Origin of the sequence: Elioraea tepidiphila DSM 17972, from assembly GCF_000378465.1 — a bacterium.
Lineage (GTDB): Bacteria > Pseudomonadota > Alphaproteobacteria > Acetobacterales > Acetobacteraceae > Elioraea > Elioraea tepidiphila.
In genome coordinates this window covers 20,790-45,234 of record NZ_KB899935.1, presented here as the reverse complement: position 1 = coordinate 45,234, position 24,445 = coordinate 20,790, and the positions used below count along the sequence as shown (strand labels likewise).

Here is a 24,445-nt window from a genome sequence, read left to right as displayed (position 1 = left end):
CTCTAGTGGTGCCGCGTCAGCGTGTGCGCCGTGAGAGTCTGCTCGACCGCGGGGACGTCGGCGCGGATGCCGCAGGCGGCGAGGTGGGCGAACAGCGCTCGCACCAGCGGCAGGTTGGCCGCGGCGTCGGTGCTGTCGGGCAGGCGCTCCCAGCCGACGAAGCCGGTCGCCTTGCCGAGCGTCATGTAGACGGCATGGCGGATCGGCTTGGGCTCGCGCGGTGTGCCGCCCTGCTTGCGGACTGCCTCGCGCCGCTCCTGCGCCGCCTGGGCCCGGTCGGCCATGGCGCGCTCCAGGGTCCGGCCGGCCGCCTGGTTCGCGGCCGCGCCGATCGCCATCAGCCGCACATGCGTCAAGCCGTCGAGCGCTCCCGCCGTCTTCGGGAACACGTGGTCGATGTTGAACCCGGTGGTCGGGCGCCCGGCCAGGCCGAGCCAGCCGCGCGCGAAGGCGTCGAACAGGTCGCGATAGCCGGACACCCGGGGATCGACCCAGAGTTCCGGCCCGGCGCGATCGACCCAGACGAACGCACGAGCGATCGGTCGCGCGCCGAGCGTCTCGAGCCGGCCGCTGCTGCGCGGCATCAGCGGATGCTCCTTCGCGCGCCGGAACGGCTCGATGCTCGTGACGCCGATCCAGGCCTCGCCCGGCATGCGCGGGCAGTGGCGATCGAGCCCCATCTGCTGCACCAGGGCGCGCACCTGTCGCCGCAGCGGTTCAGGCCAGTCCTTCATGACGGACGAATACCATGACGAGACAGCCGCATGGGTGAGACACCGCACACTCCTCGCCCGATCCCATCCGGCCGGGCCAGCCTCGCGGACTGGCGCGCGGTGCGCGACGGCGCCCCGGCCGCGCTCGCCGACGGATGGCGCGCGCCGGTGCAGGCCGCTGCGGACACCGTTGCGGCAGCAGTCGCACGCGGCGAGGTCGTCTACGGAATCAATACCGGCTTCGGCAAACTCGCCTCGACGCGCATCGGGCCCGAGGCGCTGGCTCAGCTCCAGCGCAACATCGTGCGCAGCCACGCCGCCGGCACTGGCCCGGCGCTGCCTGACCGCGTGGTCCGCCTCACCCTCGCGCTGAAGGCGGCAAGCCTCGCGCGCGGCCACTCCGGCGTGCAGCCCGCGACCATCGAGGCGCTGCTCGGGCTGCTGGCCGCCGACGTGCTGCCGGTGATCCCGGCGCAGGGTTCGGTCGGCGCCTCGGGCGATCTCGCCCCGCTCGCGCATGTCGCCCTCGTGCTGATCGGCGAGGGCGAGGCACGCCTGCCGGACGGGCGGATCGCCGCGGGCGCGGAGGCGCTGCGCGAAGCGCGTCTTGCTCCGCTCGAACTCGGGCCGAAGGAGGGGCTTGCGCTGCTGAACGGCACGCAGGTCTCGACCGCGCTCGCGCTCGACGCCCTGTTCGCGATCGAGGACGCCTTCGCCGCCGCCCTCGTCACCGGCGCGCTCAGTGTGGACGGCGCCCGCGGCTCGGACACCCCGTTCGATCCACGCGTCCAGGCCGTGCGTGGCCATGCGGGGCAGGCCGAGGTCGCCGGGGCGCTGCGCGCCCTGCTGGCCGCCAGCGCGATCCGCGAGAGCCACCGCGTCGGCGATCCGCGCGTGCAGGACCCGTATTCGCTGCGCTGCCAGCCGCAGGTGATGGGCGCGGTCCTCGATCTGATCCGCACCGCCGCGGCGACGCTCGCGACCGAGGCGAACGCAGTCAGCGACAACCCGCTCGTGTTCGCCGAGACCGGTGAGATTCTCTCGGGCGGCAACTTCCATGCCGAGCCCGTGGCCTTCGCCGCCGACATGCTCGCCCTCGCGGTGGCCGAGATCGGCAATCTTGCCGAACGCCGCATCGCCCTGCTGACCGATCCGGCGATGACCGGCCTGCCCGCCTTCCTCGCCCCCGATCCGGGTCTGCATTCGGGCTTCATGCTGGCGCAGGTGACCGCGGCCGCGCTCGCCGCCGAGACCAAGGCGCTCGCCGCGCCGCGCAGCATCGACACGATCCCGACGAGTGCGAACCAGGAGGATCATGTCAGCATGGCGACCGGGGCCGCGCTCCGGCTCGGCGCGATGGCCGGCAACCTCGCCACGATCATCGGCATCGAGGCGCTGCTCGCCGCCCAGGCGGTCGAGTTTCACCGCCCGCTGCGCTCCTCCGCGACGCTGGAGCAGGCGATCGCATGCGTGCGTGCGACGGTGCCGCGCTGGACCGAGGACCGCGCCATGGCCCCCGACATCGCCGCCGCACGCGCGCTGGTCGAGGATGGCACGCTCGCGTCTCTCGTCCCCCTCACCCTGCCCTCGTCCTCCGGCTGAGGGCGCCGGCGAAAAGGGCTGGCCCAAGGCCGGCGCCGGTCTATCATCGGCCGCCGATCGGGCGGAGGCGCCGGGACGGCGCGACGACACGGGGGACGAGGATGAAGCGACGCAACGTGATGACGGGGGCTGCGCTGGGCGCGGCCGCGCTTGCCACGCCCGCCCTGGCGCAGGGGCGGATGGAGTGGCGCATGGTCACCTCCTGGCCGATGAACCTGCCAGGGCCCGGCACGGCCGCAACCAAGCTCGCCGAGCGGATCAGCGCGCTCTCGGGCGGGCGGCTCACCATCCGGCTGTTCGCGGCCGGCCAGATCGTGCCCGCCCTCGGCGTGTTCGACGCGGTCAGCCAAGGCACGGCCGAGCTCTACCACTCGGTGCCGGCCTATTGGCTCTCCAAGCTGCGCGGGATCGGCTTCTTCGGGAGTTTCCCGTTCGGGCTCACCGCTCAGGAGCAGTCCGCCTGGATCAACCACGCGGGAGGCCAGGCGCTCTATGACGAGGCCTATGCACGGTTCGGTCTGAAGCCGTTCCTGTGCGGCAATTCCGGGCCGCAATGGATGGGCTGGTTCCGCCGCGAGATCCGCAGTGTGGACGACTTCCGCGGCCTGCGCTTCCGTACCGCCGGACTTGGCGGGGAGATGTACCGCCGCGCCGGCGCGACCGTCGTGACGTTGCCCGGCGGTGAGATCTTCCAGGCCCTGCAATCCGGCACGATCGACGCAGCCGAGTTCATCGGCCCGTGGTCGGACGCGCCGCTCGGCTTCCACCAGGTTGCGAAGAACTACTACTGGCCCGGCGTGCAGGAACCCTCCTCCGCCGAGGAGTGCGGCGTGAACAAGGCGGCCTATGACCGCCTGCCGGACGATCTCAAGCTCGCGATCAGGGTCGCCTGTCAGAGCCTGCACGACGAGGTGGTCACGGAGTACGATTACCGCCACGCGGTGACGCTGCGTCAGCTCGTCGCGCAGCACGGCGTGGTCGTGCGCGAGGCGCCACGCGATCTGCTGATCGCGCTCGGCAACGCTGCCGGCGAGGTGCTGAAGGAGCTGCGCGAGGATCAGGACGCGCTCACCAGGAAGATCGCCGAGGCCTACATCGCCTTCCGCAACCTCTCGGCCGAGTACATGACCTACAGCTATGCCGGGCAGTTCAATAGCCGCGCCCTGCCGATCCGCTGGAGCTGACGCGTGCCGGGCCAGGGGCGATCCCCGGCCCGTCCGCCGGACACGAGGACACGCCATGAACCGACGCACCGCCTTCCGCGCCGGAGCAGCCGCCGCGGCCGCCTCGCTCGCGGCGCCCGCACTCGCGCAGTCGCGCATCGAGTGGCGCATGGTCACCGCCTGGCCGCGCAACCTGCCGGGGCCGGGCACGCAGGCGCAGCGCGTCGCCGACCGCATCACGCAGTTGACGGGCGGGCGCATCACCGTGCGCCTGTTCGCCGCCGGCGAGATCGTGCCCCCCTTCGGCGTGTTCGACGCGGTGAGCCAGGGCACGGTCGATCTCTACCACGCGACACCGCATTTCTGGTTCAGCCGCTCGCGCGCGGCCGCGATCATCGGCAGCTTCCCGTTCGGGCTGACCAACAACGAGCTGATCGCCTGGCTGCGTTATGCCGGCGCGCAGGAGCGCTACGACGAGCTTTATGCGCGGTTCAACATGAAGCCCTTCATCTGCGGCAATTCGGGACCGCAATGGACCGGGTTCTTCCGCCGCGAGCTCACGAGCGCCGACGACTTCCGCGGCCTGCGCTTCCGCGCCGGCGGGCTGATCGGCGCGGTCTATCAGCGCCTCGGCGCGGCCGTGCAGCAGATGCCGGTGGGCGAGGTGTTCCAGGCGCTCCAGGCCGGCACGATCGACGCCGCCGAATTCGCCGGCCCGTGGTCGGACGGGCCGCTCGGCTTCGGCCAGGTCGCGCGGTTCTATTACCAGCCCTGCGGCCAGGAGCCCTCGGCCAGCCTGGAGACGGTGATCCACAAGCCGCGTTTCGATGCGCTGCCGGATGACCTCAAGCTCGCCGTGCGTTTCGCTTGCGAAAGCATGAACGAGGAGGCGATCGCCGAGTGGGATCACCGCAACCCGCTCGCGCTGCGCGAGATGGTCGAGCGCCAGGGCGTGCAGGTGCGTGCCGTGCCCGAACCGATCGTCAAGGCGATGGCCGACGCGGCCTGGGCGGTGATGCGGGAACTCCGCGAGGACCAGGATGCGCTGAACCGCGCCATCATCCAGTCCTACATCGAGTACCGCAACCGCGCGGTCGAGTTCGCGGGTCAGGCCTACACGCCGACCAACGCCGGCCGCGCGCTTCTGCCGTGGGCCTGATCGCCGCGATCGCGCGCGCGCTCGACCGCGTCACCGACACGGTCGGGCGCGTGGTGATGTGGCTCGCCGTGCTGCTGGTGCTGACGCAGCTTGCCGTGGTGCTGCTGCGCTATGCCTTCTCGACCAGCTTCATCCAGCTCCAGGAGAGCGTGATCTACACCCACGCCACCCTGTTCATGCTGGGCATGGCCTTCACCATGCTGCACGAGGGCCATGTGCGCGTGGACATCCTCTATGCCGACATGACGCCGCGGCGGCGCGCCTGGATCGATCTGATTGGCGTGCTGGTCGCGGTGATCCCGTTCGCGGTGCTGGTGCTCTGGACCTGCTGGCCCTTCGTCGCCGCCTCCTGGCGCATCCGCGAGGGCGCGATCGCCTATGGCGGACTGCCGTTCCAGTACCTGCTGAAGTCGCTCATCCCCGCCATGGCCGTGCTGCTGCTGATCGCCGCGGTGGCGCATCTCGGCCGCGCGGTGCTGACGATCGCCGGCCATCGGCCCGATCATCGCGAAGGCGCGCGCATCGCGGACGCGACCTGAACATGGGCAGCATGCTCGGCGGCATGCTCGACATTCTGATGTTCGCCACGCTCTGCGCGGCGATCCTCACCGGCTTCCCGGTTGTGTTCATCCTCACCGGGACGGCGCTGCTCTACGGCCTGCTCGGCTGGGCCTTTGGCGTGTTCTCGCCGGCGCTGCTCGGTGCGCTGCCGCCGCGGATCTTCGGCACCATGACCTCCGAGGTGCTGGTCGCGATCCCGCTGTTCGTCTTCATGGGCATCATGCTCGAGCGGTCGAAGATCGCCGAGGAGCTGCTCGAGACCATGGGGCGGCTGTTCGGCGCGGTGCGCGGCGGGCTTGCCGTCAGTGTCTCGGTGGTGGGCGCGCTGCTCGCCGCCTCCACCGGCATCGTCGGCGCGACGGTGGTGACGATGGGGCTGATGGCGCTGCCGGCGATGCTGCGCAACCGCTACGACGCGGGTTTCGCATGCGGCACGATCTGCGCCGCTGGCACGCTCGGCCAGATCATCCCGCCCTCGACCGTCATGGTGATCCTCGGCGAGATCATCTCGGCGGCCTACCAGCAGGCACAGCTTGCGCAGGGCAAGTTCTCGATCATGACGGTCAGCGTCGGCCAGCTTTTCGCCGGCTCGCTGCTGCCGGGGCTGATGCTGGTCGCGCTCTACATCGTCTACCAGCTGATAGTCGCCTGGCTCCGCCCGGAGATCGCGCCGGCGCTGCCGCCGGATGCGCGAGGCCGCGTGACGCGCGGCGAGATCCTGGGCGCGCTCGTCCCGCCGATCGTGCTGATCGTCTCGGTGCTCGGCTCGATCCTCGGCGGCATCGCGACCCCGACCGAGGCCGCCTCGGTCGGCGCGGCCGGCGCGACGTTGCTCGCCGCACGCCGGCTCTCGCCCGCCTGGTGGCCCTCGATCCTCGCCTTCGCCTCGGTGGTCGGGCTCGTCACGCTCGCCTCGCTGTTCGACCTTCGGCTCGGGCGCGCCGCCGCGCCGCTCGCCGAGCGCGTCGCGATCGGCGGTGCCGCGCTCTGCACCGCCGGGCTCGCGGTCGCGCTCGCCCACGCGCTCTGGCTCACGTTTGGCTCGGGCGTGCTGGCCGGGGTAGCGCGCTCGACCATGACCATCACGTCGATGATCTTCGCGATGCTGATCGGTGCCACGCTGTTCGCGCTGGTGTTCCGCGGCCTCGGCGGCGACGACATGGTGCACGCCGCGCTGACCGGCCTGCCGGGCGGCACGGGCGGCGCGCTCGCCGCCGTGATGGCGGTGATCTTCGGCCTCGGCTTCTTCCTCGACTTCGTCGAGATCGCGATCATCGTGATCCCGATCGTCGGGCCCATCATCCTGCAGATGGATGTCGATCCGATCTGGTTCGGGGTCTTGATAGCGGTGAACCTGCAGACCTCGTTCCTGACCCCGCCTTTCGGCTTCTCGCTGTTCTATCTCCGTGGCGTCGCTTCGCGCGAGGTGCGCACCGCCCACATCTATCGCGGCGTCGCCCCCTTTGTCGGACTTCAGCTGCTCGGCCTGGGCCTGACCGCGCTCCACCCGCCGCTCGCGACCTGGCTGCCGCGCGTCCTGTTCGGACGCTGAGCGTCGCGGCGCTTGCCGCGTTTCGCCCCGCACGTCTAGCCTCGGCACAATGGATGGGACCGGACGCGACAGCGACGCCGCGGAGGTGATCGACCTTGCGGTCGATCCCCGCCAGGCGCGGCTCGCCGGGCGGCGGCGCTTTCGTCGGGTGATCGCGCCGTTCCTGGCGGCTGCCCTGCTGATCGGGGCGACGCTCGGCGCGATCGCGGTGGTCCATGTGATCAGCCGCGATGATGCGCTGCGTCTCGCTGACGGCGTGCTCGACGCGCTCGAGAAGCGGATCGCGACCGAGGCCCAGGGCTGGCTCGGCCCGGCGGGGCGGGTGGCGATGCTGCTGCGCGAGATTCAGCAGAGCGGCATCTTCCGCGAGGACGTGCTGCTGGTCGAACCGATCGGCGCGGCCCTGCTGCGCAGCGTGCCGCAGGTCGCCAGCGTCTATGTCGGCAGCATGCGCGGCGACTTCATCATGCTGCGTCGGAACGAGCAGGGCGGCATCGACTCCCGCGTGATCATGACCCGACCGGAGCGGAGCGTGGTCTTCACGACACGCGATGCCGCGGGGCGCGTGCTCAGCTCGGTCGCCGACCCGACGGACAGCTTCGATCCGCGCACCCGGTCGTGGTTCCAGGGCGCGCTCGAGGCGGACGGCGTGCACTGGACCAACATCTACGTCTTCTTCTCCGACCGTGTGCCGGGACTCACCGCCTCGCTCGCCTTCCGCGACCGGCGTGGCACCGTACGCGGCGTGTTCGGCGTCGATGTCCGCCTGGACACGCTGAGCGCGCTCCTGGCGCGCCTCGATATCGGCGTGGGCGGCCGCGCCATGATCATCGACGGTGCGGGCCAGCTCGTCGCCTTCCCGGAGGTCGAGCGCACCGTGCGCGAGGGCGACGGCACGCTCGCCCCGGTCCGGCTCGACGAGCTCGGCGATCCAGTGCTGACGCGGGCCTTCGACGTGTTCCGCATCGAGGGGCCTGGGCGCGGTCGGATCCAGGTCGGGGGGCGTTCGTGGCTGACCATCGCCGCCGCCCTGCCGGGCGTCACCGGCCGTGACTGGTCGGTGCTGATCGTCGTTCCGGAAGATGCCTATGTCGGCTTCGTCGGCCGCAACACCCGGATCGCGCTCGCCGCCGCCGCGGTGATCGCGCTGCTGGCGCTCCTGCTCGCCGGTCTGCTGGTGCGCCAAGGGCTGCGCGCCGACCGCACCGCGCGCCGGCTCCAGGTGCAAGGACGGGCGCTCGCCGCCCAGTCCGCCGCCTTCGCCGCGCTCGCCGACGCTGGCCAGACGGAGGGGGCGGGCGCCCGGCCGCTGCTCGAGACCGTCGCGCGCACGCTCGGCGCGCGCCGCGTCAGCCTCTGGCGCCTGGGCATGGCCGGGCAGTCCCTGCGCTGCGAGGAGAGCTTCGATGCACTGGCCCGGCCGGCCGTCACCGGCACGCGGCTCGACGGCGCGGCGATGCCAGAGGCCCTTGCGGCGCTGCGCGCGGGCCCGCTCGACCTCCCGGATGCGGCAGCGGACCCGCGCTTCGCCGCACTCGCCAGGGGTTATCTGGAAGCGGCCGGAACGCGCGCGCTGCTCTCGGCGCCGATCCGGCGCGGCGAGGAGACGGTGGGTCTGCTCTGGGTCGAGGACCGGACCGCCGATGTCGAGGGCGCCGAGGGCTTCGCCCGCGCCGCCGGCAGTCTGCTCGCTGCGCGCCTCGCGCCGCGCGCCGCCCCGGCGCGCCAGCTGGCCGAGCCGGTCCGCCTCGCAGTCGGCGCCGAGGTCGCACCGACGGCGGCACGCCGGCTGCCCGGCGATGGGCTGCTCGGCGCGCAACGCACACGCGTGTTCCTGAACCGTCTGGCGGAACGCCGCCTCGGCGAGCGCGGACTTGCCGCCGAACTGTTCCGGGACATCACCGTTCTCGTGGTGCGTTTCGCCGACCCGGTGGCGCTCGCCGAGGCGGCGCCCGGCGAGGCGAGAGCGCCGCTCGCCGATCAGGCCATGCGGCTGCTCGAGCAGGTGGCGGCGGCGCATGGCATCGCCTATCTGCGCGTGTTCGGCGAGGCTGCACTCGCCGCGGACGGCTTCGAGGGTGGCGGCCAACGCGCCGGCGCGATGGCTGCGGCCGCGCTCGAACTCCAGGATCGCCTCGCCGGCCTGTTCCACGCGGCCGATCAGCGCCCGGCGTTCCACATCGGCCTCGATACAGGGACGGCCATCGGCAGCGCCGTGGGCGATGCGACGCCCACCTACAATATCTGGGGCGAGGCGGTGCGGGGCGCGACCGCGATGGCGGAGGCCGTCCCCGAGGCCGGCATCCACGTCACCGAAACGACACGTGCACTGCTCGGCGAGGCGTTCCTGCTGCGCCCGCGCGGGCGGTTCTGGCTCGACGGCGCGGGCGAAATGACGACCTACCTGCTGACTGGACAGGCGTGACAGCGCGCGCGGCCAGGCTCGGCAGGCCCATGCCGGCGCGGCGCGTCCTCGCGGCGACGGGCGAGGCCGTGATCGGCGCGCTGCGGTGGCCGTGCTTCGTCGCCGCGCTGAGCTTCGCGGTGGGCCGGGCGGCGCTGGCGCCCGCCACATGGCGTCGGCCCGTGCGGCAGGAGTTCGTCCGCATGATGCGGATCGCCGGAACCCGCGCCGTCGCGGGCACGCTCGCCGCTGCGGTGCTGGTCGGCATCGCGATGGTCTTCCAGGCGCTCTATTGGCTCGGTGCCGCCGGCCAGGACCAGCTGGTCGGCACGGTGCTGACCGGTGTGCTGGTGCGCGAGGTCGCCCCGGTGGTGGTCGGGCTGATGCTTGCCGGCCGCGCAGGTACGCTCACCCTGGTCGAACTCGGAACGGTGCGCGGCAGCGAGCGTTACGCGGTGCTGCGCGCCTCGGGGATCGATCCGTTCCTGCTGCTGGTGGTGCCGCGCGTGCTGGCCTTCGCGCTCGCGGGCGTCACGCTGACGATCCTGTTCGTCGCCGGCGCGCTGGTGAGCGGCTGGACCGCGAGCTACGCCTGGGGCTCGCGCAATGTCGGCCTGCTCGGCTTCCTCGATGACGTGTTGCGCGCCATGGGGCCAAACGACTTCGCGCTGCTGCCACTGAAGGGCGTGCTGATCGGCGGCGTGGTGGCGGCGATCTGCTGCGCCGCGGCACTCGGCGCGCCCTGGCTCGCCGCGACGCCGATCCGGCTGATCCCGCGCGGCTTCGCCTACGCGATCCTCGGCACGTTCCTCGTCTCCGGCCTCGTTTCGGCGGTGCTCTGACGCGCCATGGCGGACGTTCTTCCCATCCTCGCGCTGACCGAGGCACGCCTGCCGATCGATCCGGACGGCGGCGCCACCCTGCCGATCACGCTCACCCTGATGCCGGGCGAGCTGGTGCTGATCGAGCTCTCGGTTCGCGAGCGGGTCACCGCCATCGCCGATGTCGCCTGCGGCTGTCTCGGGCCGCGCGAAGGGCGCGTCGCTTTCCTCGGCCGCGACTGGCGCGACCAGCCGCCCGAGACGGCCGATGCCCTGCGCGGCCGGATCGGCCGGCTGTTCGGTGCCGAGCCCTGGCTTCCGTGGATGACGGTGGCGGACAATGTGCTGCTCGCGCCGCTCTATCACACGCGCCTGCCGCGCCCCGCCCTGCTCGCCGACGCGGCGCGGCTCGCGCGCCGATTCGGCCTGCCGGGGTTGCCGGTCGGCTTTCCCGAGACCCTTGCGCCGGGCGATCTCAGCCGTGCCGCCCTGGTGCGCGCGTTTCTCGGCCGGCCGCGGCTCGTTGTGCTGGAGGATCCGACCGGCGCGGCCGGGACCGCGATTCTCCCCGCCCTGCTCGCCGAGGCACGCGCGGCACGTGATGACGGCGGCGCCGTGCTCTGGCTCACGCACCGGCCCGGCGTGGCGGCCGATCGCAGCCTGCCGGCAACGCAGCGCTGGAGCCTGCTCGGCCAGCGCCTGGTGCCGCTGACGGCGCGCGCGGCATGAGGGGCCCCGCCCGGTTCCCCCATGTGAACGAGGCGGTCGGGGCGCTCGTGCTGGCGGCACTCGTCGTGTTCGTCGTCGCGGTGCTGCAGGCGGGCGTGCTCGGCCCGCTCCTGCGCCCCGCGCTGACGTTGCGCGTGATCCTGCCGCCCGAGGGCACGGCCGGGCTCTCGGCCGGCGCCTCGGTCGAGGTGCTGGGCACGCGCGCGGGGCAGGTGCGGCGCATCGTCATCGATCCGCGCCAGCAGCTCTATGCGGATGTGCGGCTCGACCAGGGCATGGAGGTGTTCGTCCGCCGCGACAGCCGCGTCTTCATCCGCCGCCAGTTCGGCGTTGCCGGTGCCGCGTTCCTGGAGATCAGCCGCGGCGTCGGCGAGCCGCTCGACTGGGACTACGCGGTGCTTGAGGTGACCCGCGAGCAGGCGCCGACCGAGACGCTCGGCGAGCTCATCGAGGACCTCCGCAACCGGCTCCTGCCCGTGTTCGACGATGTCGGCCGGATCACCCGTTCCGCCGCCGAGATCACCGAACTGATCGCGCGCGGCCAGGGCACGGTGGGCCGCCTGCTCGCCGATGACACGCTGGTGCGCGAGCTGGAAACCGCCGCCGCCCAGCTCGATCGCACGCTCGCGGAGGCCACGCTCGTGGTGGCCGATGTGCGCGACGCCATGCGCTCCGCCGGGCTCGCGGCCGAGGGTCTGCCGCGGCTGCTCGCGACCGCCGAGCGCGCGCTCGCCAATGTGGAGGCCGCCACGCGCGAGGTCGCGCGCGCCAGCCCCGAGGCGCCGCGGATCGCGCGCGATGCGGCCGCCGCGGTGGCGACGCTGCCCGGCCTGCTGACCCAGGTGCAGCAGGCGACCGCCGAGCTCGACCGGCTCCTCGTCGCGTTGCGCACGCACCCGCTGATCGGCGGCGGCCGGGCGCCGGAGGACCAGCCGCGCGTGCCGGCCCGCGAGGTGCGCCCGTGAGGCGGATCGCGCCGATCGCCCTGCTGTGCGCGGCCTGCGGCGGCACGCCGCCCCCCGAGCCGCCCGACCCGACGCTGGCGCGCCAGACCCGTACCGCGATGCTCGCCTGGCAGCAGGACCGTCCGGCGCAGGCAGCCGAGCTGTTCCGCGAGGCGCTCCGGCGCGCCTATGCGCGCGACGACCTGGAGGCGATCGCCGATCTTGCCGCGAGCCTCGCCGCGGCGGAGTTGCGGCTGGGCAATGCCGAGGCGGCGCGCGACACGGCCGCGGCCGCGCGCGCCGAGGTGAACCGTCGTGGCGGAACGATGCCGGCGGAACTGCCGCTCGCGGAGGCGGCCGCCCGCTGGCGGCTCGGTGACGCTGCCGGCGCGCGTGCGCTCACCGCCGCGATCACCGCGGGCGAAGCGGCGGCACGCGCGCGTTTCATCGAGGGCCTGATCGCGGCCGATGCGGGCGACGGCGTGGCGCTCGCTGCCGCGCGTTCGGCGCTGCCGTCGACCGAGGTGCCGGATCTTCTGGCCGATCGTCTTGAGCTGGACGGCCGCGCGGCCCTGCTCGCCGGCGCCGCAGCCGCTGCCCGTAGCGCCCTCCTGCGCGCCGCCGGGCACCGTCAGGAGGCGCGCGATTATCCGGGGATGGCGCGCGCCCTCGCGCTGGCGGGCGGTGCCGCCGCGCGGGAGGGGCGCATCGCCGAGGCGGCGGACCTCGCGCTCAGGGCCGGACGAAGCGCCGCGGTCAACGGTGATGCGCGGGCAGCACGGGAGTGGCTCGATCAGGCGGTGCGGCTCGCGCGCCAGGCGGGCAGCGCGGATGTGCTCGCGGCTGCCGAGGCCGAGCAGCGGCGCCTCGCCGCACGCTGATCAGGCGGCGACGATCTTGCCCGGATTCATGATGCCGAGCGGATCGAACGCCTGCTTGAGCGCGCGCATCACCGACAGCGCCTCGCCGTGCTCGGCGAGCAGGAACGGCATCTTGCCATAGCCGACGCCGTGCTCGCCGGAGCAGGTGCCGTCCATCGCCAGTGCGCGCATCACCAGGCGGTCGTTCGCGGCCGAAGCGCGCGCGAGTTCCTCCGCGTCATCCGGATCGACCACGAAGACGAGATGGAAATTGCCGTCGCCCACATGCCCGACCAGCGGGGCGAGCAGCCGGTTCTCGGCGAGGTCGCGCTTGGTTTCGAGAATGCAGTCGGCCAGCCGCGAGATCGGCACGCACACATCGGTCGGCCAGCCCTTGGCGCCCGGACGCAGCGCCAGCGCCGCATAATAGGCCTCGTGGCGCGCCTGCCAGAGCCGGTTGCGCGCCTCGGCCTCGTGGGCGAAGGCGAACGCGCCGCCGCCGTGATGCGCGGCGATCGCCTGCACCGTCTCGATCTGCTCGGCAACCCCCGCCTCGGTGCCGTGGAACTCGAGGAACAGCGTCGGTGTCTCGGGATAGGAAAGCTTCGAGAAGCGGTTGCACGCCGCCATTTGCACCTCGTCGAGCAGCTCGATCCGCGCGAGCGGCACCTGCATCTGCATCGTCTCGATCACGGTGCGCACGGCAGCACCCATCTCGGGGAACGAGCAGACCGCGGCGGCCATCCGCTCGGGCACACCGAACAGCCTGAGCGTGATGCCGACGATCACGCCGAGCGTGCCCTCGCTGCCGACGAACAGGCGCGTCAGGTCATAGCCGGCGGCGGATTTGCGTGCCCGGCCACCCGTGCGCACCAGCCGGCCGTCGGCCAGCACCACCGACAGCCCGAGCACGACCTCGCGCATCGTGCCGTAGCGCACCGCATTGGTGCCTGAGGCGCGCGTCGCCGTCATGCCGCCGATCGAGGCATCGGCGCCGGGATCGATCGGGAAGAACAGGCCGGTGTCGCGCAGATGCGTGTTCAGCTGCTTGCGCGTCACGCCCGGCTCGACCGTGCAGTCGAGGTCCTCGGGGCTCACGCGCAACACGCGGTTCATGCGCGACACATCGAGCGACACCCCGCCCTGCAAGGCTGCGACATGGCCCTCCAGGCTCGTTCCGGTACCGAACGGAATGACCGGCACGCGATGCGCCGCACAGAGCCGGACGACCTCCTGCACCTCCTCGACCGTCTCGGCGAACACGACCGCGTCGGGCGGCGCGGGGGCGTGCCAGGACTCGTCGCGGCCATGCTGCTCGCGCACCGCGGCGGCGGTCGAGCAGCGATCGCCGAAGCGCGCACGCAAGGCCGCGATCACGGGGTCGCGGCGCGCCGGTTCGAGGGGAAGGACGGCGGACGGCTGGGCCATGTTGCTCGGCTGCGGTGAAGGGGCGGCGGAGGATAGGCGCGACGGCCGGATCGCGCCATCCTCCGGAAGTCGCCCACAGCGCGAGAGCCCCGATGCGCCTGCTCGTCGTCAACAGCAATACCACCGCCGCCGTGACCGAGCGCATCGCCGGTGAGGCCCGGCGTGCGGCCACCCCGGGCACGGACGTCATCGCCGTGACCGCCCCCTTCGGTCTGCCGCTCATCGTCACCGCCTCGGACTGGCAGGTCGCGGGCACGGCGACGCTCGCCGCCCTCGGCGCCGCGCGCGGGACCTACGACGCGGCGATCATCGCCTGCTTCGGCGATCCGGGTCTTGAAGCCGCCAAGGAGCGCGCGGGCGTGCCCGTGCTCGGCATCAGCGAGGCGGCGTTCCACGCGGCGGCGATGCTGGGGCGGCGCTTCGGCGTGGTCACTTTCACGCGCGCGCTGGAGCCCATGTTCGTGGACTGCCTCGCACGGCATGGGCTTGCGTCACGCTGCGCCGGCTTCCGCTCGGGTCCTGGCTTCAACGGCGATCCCGGCACGGTCGCCGAGGATCGCGCGGCGATGGTGCTGGACCTGATCGACGAGGCCGTGCGGCTGGATGGTGCGGACGTGGTGATTGTCGCCGGCGGCCCGCTCGCTGGGCTTGCGCGCAGACTCGCGCCGCAGGTGCCGGTTCCACTGATCGATGGCGTGGCCGCGGCTGTCGCGCTGGCCGAGGCGCTGGTCCGGATCGCCCCGACGGCGCCGCGGCGCGAGGCGCGCCCCTCCACGGGGCTCGACCCGGGGCTCGCCGCGTTGTTCCAGTGACAGCGATCGCCGGTTCAGGCGACCATGCGGTCCCAGAACGCCTCGGCATACTGCCGGAACCACACGGAATAGCGTTCCGGGCGTGCCGCCATGTCGCGGCGCAGCGCTGCCGCATCCATCCAGGCGCAGTCCTCGACCTCTTCGGGGTCCGGTGTGCACGATCCAGTCCAGACGCCGCCGAACACGTGAACATACTCGTGCTCGACCAGGTCGCGCCCGACCGGGGCGCGATAGATCGTCTCGAAAAGCTTCGCGAGCACCGGCACGCGGATGCCCATCTCCTCGCGCAGCCGCCGCACTGCGGCCTCGGCGACAGCCTCGCCGGGGCGCGGATGACTGCAGCAGGTGTTGGTCCACACGCCTCCCGAGTGATACTTGCCGACGGCACGGCGCTGCATCAGCAGCTTTCCGTCCGGCGAGCGCAGGACCACCGAGAGGGCCCGATGCAGCCGCCCTTCGCGATGCGCGGCGAGCTTCTCCATCACGCCGAGCGGGCGATCCTGCTCGTCCACGAGCACGACCTGCTCGATGCCGGAGCGTGGCCGCTCGGCGACGACATCGAGCGGGATCGACAGCGCGCTCACACGAAAATGTCCGCCGGCGCGTCACGCCTCAGCCCCGCACCCAGAGTGCGGCCGAGGCGCTGCGCATCCTTGGGCGACCCCTCGATGCTGCGCTTGAGCAGGAACGAGCCGTCGGCGCGCGCGACCAGGCCGGTCAGACGCAGCGTGCGGTCCTCGGTCAGGCGGGCATAGCCGCCGATCGGCGTGCGGCAGGAGCCATCGAGCGTCGCGAGCAGCGCCCGCTCGGCGGTCGCGACCGCGCGGGCCTCCCAGTCCTCGATCGCGGACAGAAGCTCGCGCAGCTCCTCGTCGTTCTCGCGCACAGTGACGCCGACGATGCCTTGCCCTGCCGCCGGCACCATGACCTCAGGATCGAGCACGATTCCGGCCTCGTGTTCGAGGGCCAGCCGCTTGAGCCCGGCGACGGCGAGCATCGAGGCGGCGAACTCACCCCCGTGCACCTTGGCGAGCCGCGTCTGCACGTTGCCCCGGATCATCGCCACCGACAGATCCGGGCGCGCGTGCAAAAGCTGCGACTGGCGACGGACCGAGGACGAGCCGACAACCGCGCCGTGCGGCAGCGCGCCCCAGGGATCGGCAGGATCGATCGTGCCGCAGGCGCGGCCCAGCACCACCGCGTCGCGCGGGTCCTCGCGCTTGAGCGTGCAGGCGAGCACGATCCCAGGCGGCAGCTCGGTCTCGAGATCCTTCAGGCTGTGCACGGCGAAATCGACCCGCCCGTCCAGCAGAGCCTCGTGGATCTCCTTGGCGAACAGGCCCTTGCCGCCGACCTCGGCGAGCCGCTTGTCCTGGATGCGGTCGCCGGTGGTGGCGATCACGTGTTCCTGGAACGCATCGATCTGGCGCAGCAGCGGGCAGAACCGCGTGACGAGGCCGAGGAAATCGCGCGTCTGCCAGAGTGCCAGCGGGCTGCCGCGTGTGCCGACGCGCAGCGGAAGCGCCGGGCCGTGCGGGCGCACCATCGCCCCGTCGGGGATCGCAGGGCGCAGCCGCGCGCCGACCTGTGCCGCCGACACGGGCCCGAGGGCCGGGTGATCGAGGTCGAGTGGCGGCATCATCACGCTCCGGCGGCAATCATCACGAGGCGGCCCCGCGCCCCCAGGCGGGCACGAGACCGGTCAGATGGGCGAGGTTCTTGAAGAAGATGCGCACATGGGCGAGTGGGCGGGCCTTCACCAGCTCCTTGTTCATGTACGCATCCCAGGTGAGGTACTGGACGTCCGGGTCGCGGCAGATCGAGACGAAGCGTTCCCTCCGCGCATCGTTGCCGTACCAGTAGGACTGCATGATGCCGAGCATCCAGAACACCGGTCCGTGCAAGCGCATGAAGCGCCGGCGTGCAGTCGCGAGCGCGCCCGCCTTGCCGGTGGCCAGGAACTCGTCCACCGCATCGGCCGCGAACCGGCCGCCGAGCATGGCGTAGTAGATGCCCTCGCCCGAGGCAGGGGCGACGATGCCGGCGGCATCGCCGGCGAGCAGCACGTTCCGCCCGTCGTCCCAGCGCTTCAGCGGCTTGAGCGGGATCGGCGCGCCCTCGCGGCGGATCGTCTCGACGCCGTCGAGCCCGGCGACCGCGCGCAGTTCCTTCACGGCCCCCTTGAGGCTGAAGCCCTTGTGCGCCGAGCCGGTGCCCACGCTCGCCGTATCGCCGTGCGGGAAGATCCAGGCGTAGAAGTCGGGCGAGAGCGTGCCGCGGTAGTACACGTCGCAGCGTTCGCCGTCGTACTGCGCCGGTGCTGCAACCTTGGGTGCGCGGACGATCTCGTGATAGGCGAACACGAACGGGGTTTCGTCCGCACCGGGAACGCATTGCCGCCCGACCGCCGAGAGTGCGCCGTCCGCGCCGATCACCGCGCGCGCACGCACGGCCGCGAACGGCGCGTCAGGCGCTGCGCCCTTCGGACGGTAGCGCACGATGGTTGCCTCGCCCTCGCGCTCGATCCGCTCGAAGCTGCCGGCGCGCCGCTCGGCGCCGAGCAGGGCCGCACGGTTGCGCAGCCACTCGTCGAAATGCTCGCGATCGACCATGCCGACAAAGCCGCCATCGGTCACCGGCATCGCCGCCTCGCGCGCCGAGGGCGAGACGATCCGCGCCGAGGTCACGCGCGCGACGAGCAGGCTCTCGGGCACCGCGAAGTCGGCGATCAGCTTGGGCGGGATCGCGCCGCCGCAGGGCTTGATGCGTCCGGCCTTGTCCAGCAGCAGCACGTGGTGTCCGGCGCGTGCGAGATCGGCCGCGGCGGTCGCACCCGCCGGCCCGCCGCCGACCACGACGACATCGAAGCCCTCGGTGCTCATCGCTCGACGGCTCCGCTGATCGCCGGGATCGGCATGGCTGCGGCGCGCTGGCGCGCGATCCCGAGCGCGAGCCAAGCCGAGATCAGGAACAGGATCGCGTCGCCGATGAACACGGCCGCGTAGCCGCTGACCGTCGAGTCGAGTGCCAGCCGCGCGACGTCGAGAGCCGCCGCCCCGAGCAGCCCGCCGAGCCCGAAGGCGATCGCCTGCGCCGCGCCCCAGAGCCCCATGCGCACGCCCTCGCGCGACTCACGGCCGCGGCTGACGAGCTGCATCATCGTGGCGATCGCGCCGGCAGCGAACACGCCGTTGGCAAGCCCGAGCGCGAAATACGACGTCGCAAGCGGCCAAGCCTCGCCGATGAAGCCGGCCGCAGCGAGGCCGAACATGGCGGTCGCCGCCGAGAGGCAGCCGCCGATCGCGAAGATCTTCAGCGCCGCGACACGATGTCCGCCGAACGCGGTGCCCGCGATCGCAACGATGATCATGCCGAGCAGCACGCCGCCGTGCTGCAGCGAGGCGAGGCGCGTGGACTCGCCGAGCGTCCGGCCGAACACCGCACCCGCGAAGGGCTCCAGGATCAGGTCCTGGGCGGAATAGGCCAGCATCGAGACGAACACGAACACCGTGAAGCGGCGCGCCTCGGGCTCGGCCCAGACCTGCGCCAGGGCCTCGCGGAACGGGACCTTGGCCGGCTTCCGCTCGATCGCCTGCGGCGCAACCGAACGCTCCACGCCCCAGACCGCGATCACGGCGAGCACGAAGGCAGCGGCCGAGACGCCGGCGCAAACCGCGACCAGACGCTCCGGCGAGTAGGGATCGAGCAGCCGGCTCGCGACCGCGGTCGTCACGACGAAGCCCGCGATCATCATGATCCAGACGATCGAAGCCGCCGCTGGCCGCCGTTCCGGCGCGGTGCGGCTCGCGAGCAGGACCAGCAAGACGGTGCCGGCCGCGCCGACACCCAGCCCCACCAGCAGGAACGCCACCACCGCGAGCGCGATCCCCGCGGTCACATCGGTTGCCATCCACGCTGTCGCGACCGCGGCGAGCGTGCCGCCGATCGCGAGCACCGCCATGCCGCCGATGATCCAGGGGGTGCGCCGCCCGCCCATGTCGGAGCCGTAGCCCATGCGCGGGCGCATCATCTGCACCGCGTAGTGCATCGCCACCAGCAGACCCGGCAGCGTGGCCGGCAGCGCGAGCTCGACGATCATCACCCGGTTCAGCGCCGAGGTGGTCAGCACGACGATCGCGCCGAGCGCGGTCTGAACGAGGCCAAGCCGGACGATCCCGGCCCAGGAGAGCGTGCGCCCGGTCACGACGCGGCCCCCGCGACCAGCGGCGCGACCGCGAAGGCGGAGGCCAACATGCCGAGCACATAGAGACTCGTGCCGGTCGCGTTATACCAGGGCGCGCGGCCGCGCGGATCGGCCAGAAGGCGCAGCATCAGGGCGGACTGCACCGCCAGCAGCAGGCCGACGATCGCGGCGTGGATCGGCCGGCCCCAGGCGAGCAGCAGCGCAATGACGACGAGCTGGGGTGCGGCCATCACCACGCAGGCGAGCCGCCCTGCGGCGTCCGTGCCGAGCTGCACCGGCAGGGAGCGGATCCCCATGCGCCGGTCGCCCTCGACGGACTTGAAGTCGTTCAGCGTCATGATGCCGATCGCGCCGAGGCTGTAGAGCCCGGCGAGCGCGAAGATCGGCCCATCCGGCGCGCCGCCGGCGACGATCGCGGCACCGGTGATCCAGGGCAGGCCCTCGTAGCAGGCGGCGCAGGCGGTGGCGGACAGCCAGCCGTCGCGCTTCAGGCGCATCGGCGGCGCGCTGTAGGCCCAGGCGATCGCCACGCCGAGCACGGCGGCCCAGAACACGAAGGCGCCGAGCGCGACCGCGACCGCCAGCGAGAGCGCGGTCCAGACGAGCGCGATCCCGAGCCCCCAGCGCCCGGGAATGCGGCCCGAGGGGATCGGCCGGTCAGGCTCGTTGATCGCATCGACGTGGCGATCGAACCAGTCGTTCACCGCCTGGCTCATCCCGCACACCAGCGGTCCCGCCAACAGCACGCCGAGCAGCGCCACCGGCAGCGACGACCAGGACGGGCCGCCGGCGGAGACGACGCCGCAACCGAACGCCCACATCGGGGCGAACCAGGTGATCGGCTTCAGAAGTTCGAGCACCGTCCGCGGCGACGGCACCCGGACAGGGCGGGACCCGGTGGCGTATGCGCGACCGATCCCGCCCGGCATCAATCCCCCTCGCCGCCGTCGTCGGGGCCGATGAGCCCGTAGCGGCGCAGCTTCACATAGAGGCTCTGGCGCGAGAGCCCCAGCATCTCCGCGGCCGAGGCGCGGTTGTCGTTGGTGAGTTCGAGCGCGGCCTCGATGCAGAGCCGCTCGATCACGTCCGTCGCCTCGCGCACGAGGTCCTTCAGCGGCACGCGTCCGATCAGCTCGGTGAGCTGCTCGACCGAGCGGGTCGCGGCCACGCCCGGCTGCGGCTGGGTGGCGCGGCGGCGGCCGACATCGCGGATCGCGAATCCAAACGACGGCTTGCCGCCGTTCATCATGGACACGGCCGAGATCTCGACATCGGTGGTGGCACCGAAGGCGCCACGCAGCGAGGTGGAGAACAGCCGGATGGGGCCGCCGCCGCGCAACGTGGCAAGCAGCACGTCCAGATCGACACCGGAACGGCCGAGCCAGCGGTCAAGCGTCTCGCCCCTGGCCTGTTCCTCGGCGGCGAGCTGTGTCATCTCCAGGAACGCCGCGTTGGCGGTGATCACGCGTCCGTCATGATCGGTGACGACGAAGGCGTCGGGCACCGAGTCGATCAGCTTCAGCAGCTTGCTCTTCTGCTTCGGCAGGATGACAGCCGTGCCCTCGGCGAGGGTCTGGATCAGCCGGACCAGGAAGAGCGTGGTGCCGTCCTGGCGGAACAGCGCCGCCGAGACCACCACGTCGCGCTGATCGGCGGCGGTCCGGGCGGTGACATCGTCGCCTCGTCCGGTCGCCCGCACCGAGGCGAGCAGCATCTCAAGCGCCTCGCGGCTCGCGGGCTCGAACAGGTCGAGCAGCGCGGTCCCCACGGGGCGCCGCGGCCCCTGCCCGAACAGGCCGACGGCCGCCGGGTTCGCCTCGACGATCCGCCCCGAGGCGGCATCCACCACCAGGACCGGCTCGGTGGCCGTCTGGAACAGCAGACGGTAGCGCGTTTCCGCCTGACGCAACCGCGAGTAGTCGCGTTCGAGCGAAGCCTGCGCCTCGACCAGGCGCTGCTGGAGCGAGGAGATCGCGCGCAGGTCGCGGCCGAACACCACGGTCCGGTCGCCGCCGATCCGGATCGCCGAGACCAGCACCGGCACATGCGCGCCGGAGACGGACACCTGATTGACGTGGCGCCACCGCGTGGCGTTGCCCGAGCGCACGTCGCGCAGCAGTTCCGCCACTTTCGGCTGACTGTCCTCGGCGACCGTGTCGCGCCAGGCGCGCCCGAGCCACGGCGCCTGCCCGTCGAGATCGCGGGCGAGCTCGTCGCTGGAGAAGGCGATGTCGCGGATCACCCCATCCTCATCCACGACCAGCGTCACGTCCGCTGCCGCACTGACGAGGACCGCCGCGGCGTCCGCGTCGAGCGCGCCGAGCGAGTTCCTGGGAGCCGTGAAGGACATCACGTCTCTTCGTATCCTTCGTTGCTAAGCCGCTTCCTCGGGCTCCTCCGTAGCGGCGGCTCAGCGGTTCGTCCAGGCTCAAGCGCGACCTGCCATCAGTCCAACCAGGGAATCGGCCTGCGCCACCGCGTGGCGGGCATCCGTCGCCATGGCATCGGCGCCGACCTGGGCCACGAACTCGGGGTGCAGGGTGAACAGCGGACCGCCGACCATGATGCCGAGCCCGCGATTGCGTGAGGCCTGGCGCATCGCGTGGATGGTCGCGGCAATGGTGTCGAGCCGGGTGGTGCAGCTCACCGAGATCCCGGCGAGCGCGAACCACTCGCGGCGGAGCACGTCGCAGAGCCCGGCGCAGGACAGCACCCGGCCGTTGTCGGCATCCCAGCCGGCGCGGCGGAGGAACTCGGCGACCAGCACCAGCGCGAAGCTGTGCTGCTCGCCCGGCAGCGGCGCGAGCAGGATGCGCCGGCGCGGATCGGGGCGCAGATCGTCCTGGTGGAAGGCCGGCCCGAAGGCATGGATCATGCGCTGGAGGCAGGCGAGGCCGACCGTGACCTCGGCGATCGAGGCGGTGTCGTCGTGCCACATCTGGCCAAGGAGGGCGGCGGCAGGGGAGACGAGGTCGAGATAGAGCTGATCAAGCGCCGCGCCGGCATCGCAGAGCCGGTCCATCAGACCGATCACGGCGGCGAGGTCGTTGTGGCGAGCAGCCTCCGCCAACGCGGTCACATCGTCGCGCGTCGGCGCGGCACCGGCTCTCTCCGCGCGGGACGGCGTCGCAGCCCCCCGATGGGCGAGCACCATCCATGGGACCACGCGGGTTTCGACAGCAGAGGCGATTTCCGGATGGTTCCCATTCTCGTCGGCCGCCGCGCGTGCGGGCGTGCGGCGATGGAGGCCGCCGAACGTTTCCGCGAAGCCGCGCGGAACAGCCGTACCGCGGCCGCCTTCGCCGTCCTGGCCACTCGATGCCGATGGCTCCTGGAACGCGGCCATTGGACCTCCTCCTCCCGTATCTAGCCGTCGGCGGCAGTTCTCTGTCAAGCAAACCTTACGTCAATCGTTCTTGACACTCCGCATCCGGCTTCTCTAGCCTTCCCTTCCGAGGCGTTCGCCGCCCTGGGGAGGGAAGAATGCAACGTTGCCGAAACAATCGGCCTGCATGCAAGGCCTTTCGTCCGGGCCGGCACGCTGGCGCACCAACGCAACCGATAACGCCAGCGTGACCCGAGGGACGGGGAGCTTGTCAAGCCATGCTGACACCGACCGTGCTTGATCGCCTGATCGCTGCGGTTGACGCCTGTCCCTGGGGAACGGCGGCGGGCTGCCAGCACCGCCCATCCGGCGCCCGGCGCGCGCCTCGTCCGCCCGTGTCGCGCAAGCCGCTCTATACGCCGGAGGAGCGCGCCCGGCGCGATGCCTCGCCCTGGACCGTGGTGCAGGGCATCCTCGCGCCGCTCCAGTTCGCGGTGTTCCTGGTCAGTCTCGCGCTGGTGCTGCGCTTCCTGGCCACCGGCGAGGGGCTGCTGCTCGCCACGATCTCGGTGATCGCCAAGACGGTGGTGCTCTACACCATCATGATCACCGGCTCGATCTGGGAGAAGGAGGTCTTCGGCAAGTACCTCTTCGCCCGCCCGTTCTTCTGGGAGGACGTGTTCTCCTTCCTGGTGATCGGGCTGCACACCGCCTATCTGGCGATGCTGATCTTCGGTTTGGGCGACGCGCGCGAGCAGATGCTGGTCGCCCTCGCCGCCTACGCCGCCTATGTCGTGAACGCGGCGCAGTTCGTGCTGAAGCTGCGCGCGGCCCGACGCGACGAGGCACGCTGGACCCCGGGCCGGACGGCCGCGGAACCGGCGCAATGACGGCAGCGGCCGCCCTCGCCCCCGCGCGCGGCGGCTGCGCCGATGCTCCCGTGCTGCGCGAGCGCGGCCAGCGCGAGGTGTTCTGCGGCCTGACCGGGATCGTCTGGCTGCACCGCAAGATCCAGGACGCGTTCTTCCTGATCGTCGGCAGCCGCACCTGCGCGCATCTGATGCAGTCCGCTGCCGGGGTGATGATCTTCGCCGAGCCGCGCTTCGCCACCGCCATCATCGACGAGCGCGACCTCGCGGGGCTGGCGGACGCGAATGCCGAGCTTGATCGGGTGGTGCAACAGTTGCTTGCGCGCCGGCCCGACATCCGACTGCTGTTCCTGGTCGGCTCCTGCCCCTCGGAGGTGATCAAGCTCGATCTGTCGCGCGCGGCCGAGCGGCTGAACCGGCAGTTCGCGCCGGGCGTGCGGGTGCTGAACTACTCGGGCAGCGGCATCGAGACGACCTTCACCCAGGGCGAGGATGCCTGCCTCGCCGCGCTGGTGCCGGAACTGCCCGCGGCCGATGAGACTCCACGCCTGCTGGTGGTCGGCGCGCTCGCCGAGGTGGTGGAGGACCAGTTCCGCCGCCTGTTCGCGGCGATGGGAATCGAGGCCGTCGATTTCCTGCCGCCGCGCCGCTCGACGGCCCTGCCGCCGGTCGGGCCGGGCACGCGGATGCTGCTCGCCCAGCCCTGGCTCGGCGAGACCGCGCGCCTGCTGGAGTCGCGCGGAGCCACGCATCTGCCCGCACCCTTCCCGCTCGGCGCCGAGGGCACGACGCTGTGGCTGCACGCGGCGGCACGCGCGTTCGGAGTCACACCGGCGCGCTTCCGCGACGCGACCGCGCTCGCCGAGTCGCGCGCGGTGCGCGCCCTGGCCGCCCACCGCGCATCGCTCGCGGGCAAGCGCGTGTTCCTGTTTCCCGACAGCCAGATCGAGATCCCGCTCGCGCGCACGCTGGCGCGAGAACTCGGCATGCGGCTGATCGAGGTCGGCACACCGTATCTGCATCGCGGCCATCTCGGCCCGGAGCTCGATCTGCTGCCCGAGGGGACGCGACTTGCCGAGGGCCAGCATGTCGAGCGCCAGCTCGACCGCTGCCGAGCCGACCGCCCCGACATCACCGTGTGCGGGCTCGGGCTCGCCAATCCGCTCGAGGCCGAGGGCTTCACCACCAAGTGGTCGATCGAGCTCGTGTTCACGCCGATCCAGGGCTACGACCAGGCGGGCGATCTCGCCGCGCTGTTCGCCCGCCCGCTCGATCGGCGCACCAGGCTCGCGGTGTAGC

General features: G+C 72.2%; 22 protein-coding genes. 13 read left to right on the top strand and 9 right to left on the bottom strand.

The features are described 5' to 3' along the window. Positions 1 to 2 precede the first annotated feature (2 nt). Complete coding sequence (locus F563_RS0117725) at positions 3 to 734, bottom strand: hypothetical protein (protein ID WP_019016034.1); 732 nt, start codon at positions 732 to 734, stop codon at positions 3 to 5. A 30-nt stretch (positions 735 to 764) separates the two neighbouring features. Here F563_RS0117725 and hutH point away from each other — a divergent pair, with 30 nt between their 5' ends. From hutH to F563_RS23150, 10 genes are all read left to right on the top strand, one after another. Continuing rightward, on the top strand, positions 765 to 2,315 hold the full coding sequence (hutH, locus tag F563_RS0117720) for a histidine ammonia-lyase (RefSeq protein ID WP_051089424.1): 1,551 nt from the start codon (positions 765 to 767) through the stop codon (positions 2,313 to 2,315). Positions 2,316 to 2,416: 101 nt separating this feature from the next. After that, on the top strand, positions 2,417 to 3,499 hold the full coding sequence (locus F563_RS0117715; RefSeq protein WP_019016032.1) for a TRAP transporter substrate-binding protein: 1,083 nt from the start codon (positions 2,417 to 2,419) through the stop codon (positions 3,497 to 3,499). A 55-nt stretch (positions 3,500 to 3,554) separates the two neighbouring features. Beyond that, entirely contained in the window at positions 3,555 to 4,637 is a 1,083-nt protein-coding gene (locus tag F563_RS0117710) for a TRAP transporter substrate-binding protein (protein WP_019016031.1), read from the top strand. Beyond that, complete coding sequence (locus F563_RS0117705) at positions 4,628 to 5,176, top strand: TRAP transporter small permease subunit (protein WP_019016030.1); 549 nt, start codon at positions 4,628 to 4,630, stop codon at positions 5,174 to 5,176. The genes F563_RS0117710 and F563_RS0117705 overlap by 10 nt, the downstream gene beginning before the upstream one ends. A gap of 23 nt (positions 5,177 to 5,199) precedes the next feature. Then, positions 5,200 to 6,750, top strand: a complete 1,551-nt coding sequence (locus tag F563_RS0117700; RefSeq protein ID WP_245557160.1) for a TRAP transporter large permease — start codon at positions 5,200 to 5,202, stop codon at positions 6,748 to 6,750. 49 nt (positions 6,751 to 6,799) lie between these two features. Then, positions 6,800 to 9,175, top strand: coding sequence for a cache domain-containing protein (locus tag F563_RS0117695; protein ID WP_019016028.1), 2,376 nt, complete (start codon positions 6,800 to 6,802; stop codon positions 9,173 to 9,175). A gap of 29 nt (positions 9,176 to 9,204) precedes the next feature. After that, the gene (locus F563_RS23160) at positions 9,205 to 9,996 is read left to right on the top strand and encodes an MlaE family ABC transporter permease (RefSeq protein WP_019016027.1); all 792 of its coding nucleotides are present in this window, start codon (positions 9,205 to 9,207) and stop codon (positions 9,994 to 9,996) included. 6 nt (positions 9,997 to 10,002) lie between these two features. Beyond that, positions 10,003 to 10,704 carry an ATP-binding cassette domain-containing protein gene (locus F563_RS23155; RefSeq protein WP_019016026.1) on the top strand — a complete coding sequence of 234 codons (702 nt, stop codon included), beginning with the start codon at positions 10,003 to 10,005 and terminating at the stop codon, positions 10,702 to 10,704. Then, positions 10,701 to 11,669, top strand: a complete 969-nt coding sequence (locus tag F563_RS0117680; RefSeq protein ID WP_084596673.1) for an MlaD family protein — start codon at positions 10,701 to 10,703, stop codon at positions 11,667 to 11,669. The genes F563_RS23155 and F563_RS0117680 overlap by 4 nt, the downstream gene beginning before the upstream one ends. Continuing rightward, on the top strand, positions 11,666 to 12,529 hold the full coding sequence (locus tag F563_RS23150; protein WP_019016024.1) for a hypothetical protein: 864 nt from the start codon (positions 11,666 to 11,668) through the stop codon (positions 12,527 to 12,529). The genes F563_RS0117680 and F563_RS23150 overlap by 4 nt, the downstream gene beginning before the upstream one ends. On the opposite strand, the gene F563_RS0117670 is transcribed toward F563_RS23150, so the two are convergent. Beyond that, the gene (locus tag F563_RS0117670) at positions 12,530 to 13,936 is read right to left on the bottom strand and encodes an FAD-binding oxidoreductase (RefSeq protein WP_019016023.1); all 1,407 of its coding nucleotides are present in this window, start codon (positions 13,934 to 13,936) and stop codon (positions 12,530 to 12,532) included. It lies immediately after the preceding gene. Between the two features lie 92 nt (positions 13,937 to 14,028). Between F563_RS0117670 and F563_RS0117665 the strand changes: the two genes are divergently transcribed. After that, complete coding sequence (locus F563_RS0117665) at positions 14,029 to 14,748, top strand: aspartate/glutamate racemase family protein (RefSeq protein ID WP_019016022.1); 720 nt, start codon at positions 14,029 to 14,031, stop codon at positions 14,746 to 14,748. Between the two features lie 14 nt (positions 14,749 to 14,762). On the opposite strand, the gene idi is transcribed toward F563_RS0117665, so the two are convergent. The 7 genes from idi to F563_RS23145 all read right to left on the bottom strand — a co-directional run bounded on the left by idi (position 14,763) and on the right by F563_RS23145 (position 22,022). Then, positions 14,763 to 15,332, bottom strand: coding sequence for an isopentenyl-diphosphate Delta-isomerase (gene idi, locus F563_RS0117660; protein ID WP_019016021.1), 570 nt, complete (start codon positions 15,330 to 15,332; stop codon positions 14,763 to 14,765). Continuing rightward, positions 15,329 to 16,390 (bottom strand): hydroxymethylbilane synthase, encoded by a 1,062-nt coding sequence (gene hemC, locus F563_RS0117655; RefSeq protein ID WP_019016020.1) that lies wholly within the window; start codon positions 16,388 to 16,390, stop codon positions 15,329 to 15,331. Before hemC ends, idi begins: the two co-directional genes overlap by 4 nt. 19 nt (positions 16,391 to 16,409) lie before the next feature. Beyond that, the gene (locus F563_RS0117650) at positions 16,410 to 17,630 is read right to left on the bottom strand and encodes a geranylgeranyl diphosphate reductase (protein WP_019016019.1); all 1,221 of its coding nucleotides are present in this window, start codon (positions 17,628 to 17,630) and stop codon (positions 16,410 to 16,412) included. After that, positions 17,627 to 18,952: a BCD family MFS transporter gene (locus F563_RS0117645; protein ID WP_019016018.1), complete on the bottom strand. Its 1,326-nt coding sequence runs from the start codon at positions 18,950 to 18,952 to the stop codon at positions 17,627 to 17,629. Before F563_RS0117645 ends, F563_RS0117650 begins: the two co-directional genes overlap by 4 nt. Further along, positions 18,949 to 19,881 carry a chlorophyll synthase ChlG gene (gene chlG / locus F563_RS0117640; protein WP_019016017.1) on the bottom strand — a complete coding sequence of 311 codons (933 nt, stop codon included), beginning with the start codon at positions 19,879 to 19,881 and terminating at the stop codon, positions 18,949 to 18,951. The genes F563_RS0117645 and chlG overlap by 4 nt, the downstream gene beginning before the upstream one ends. Further along, positions 19,881 to 21,302: a transcriptional regulator PpsR gene (gene ppsR / locus F563_RS0117635; RefSeq protein ID WP_019016016.1), complete on the bottom strand. Its 1,422-nt coding sequence runs from the start codon at positions 21,300 to 21,302 to the stop codon at positions 19,881 to 19,883. The genes chlG and ppsR overlap by 1 nt, the downstream gene beginning before the upstream one ends. A 78-nt stretch (positions 21,303 to 21,380) precedes the next feature. Next, complete coding sequence (locus F563_RS23145) at positions 21,381 to 22,022, bottom strand: cobalamin B12-binding domain-containing protein (RefSeq protein ID WP_162140602.1); 642 nt, start codon at positions 22,020 to 22,022, stop codon at positions 21,381 to 21,383. A gap of 533 nt (positions 22,023 to 22,555) precedes the next feature. Here F563_RS23145 and bchF point away from each other — a divergent pair. Next, a complete protein-coding gene (bchF, locus tag F563_RS0117625) occupies positions 22,556 to 23,167 on the top strand; it encodes a 2-vinyl bacteriochlorophyllide hydratase (RefSeq protein ID WP_019016014.1) in 612 nt (203 codons plus the stop codon). Continuing rightward, positions 23,164 to 24,444: a ferredoxin:protochlorophyllide reductase (ATP-dependent) subunit N gene (locus F563_RS0117620; RefSeq protein ID WP_019016013.1), complete on the top strand. Its 1,281-nt coding sequence runs from the start codon at positions 23,164 to 23,166 to the stop codon at positions 24,442 to 24,444. Before bchF ends, F563_RS0117620 begins: the two co-directional genes overlap by 4 nt. Position 24,445: the final 1 nt, after the last annotated feature.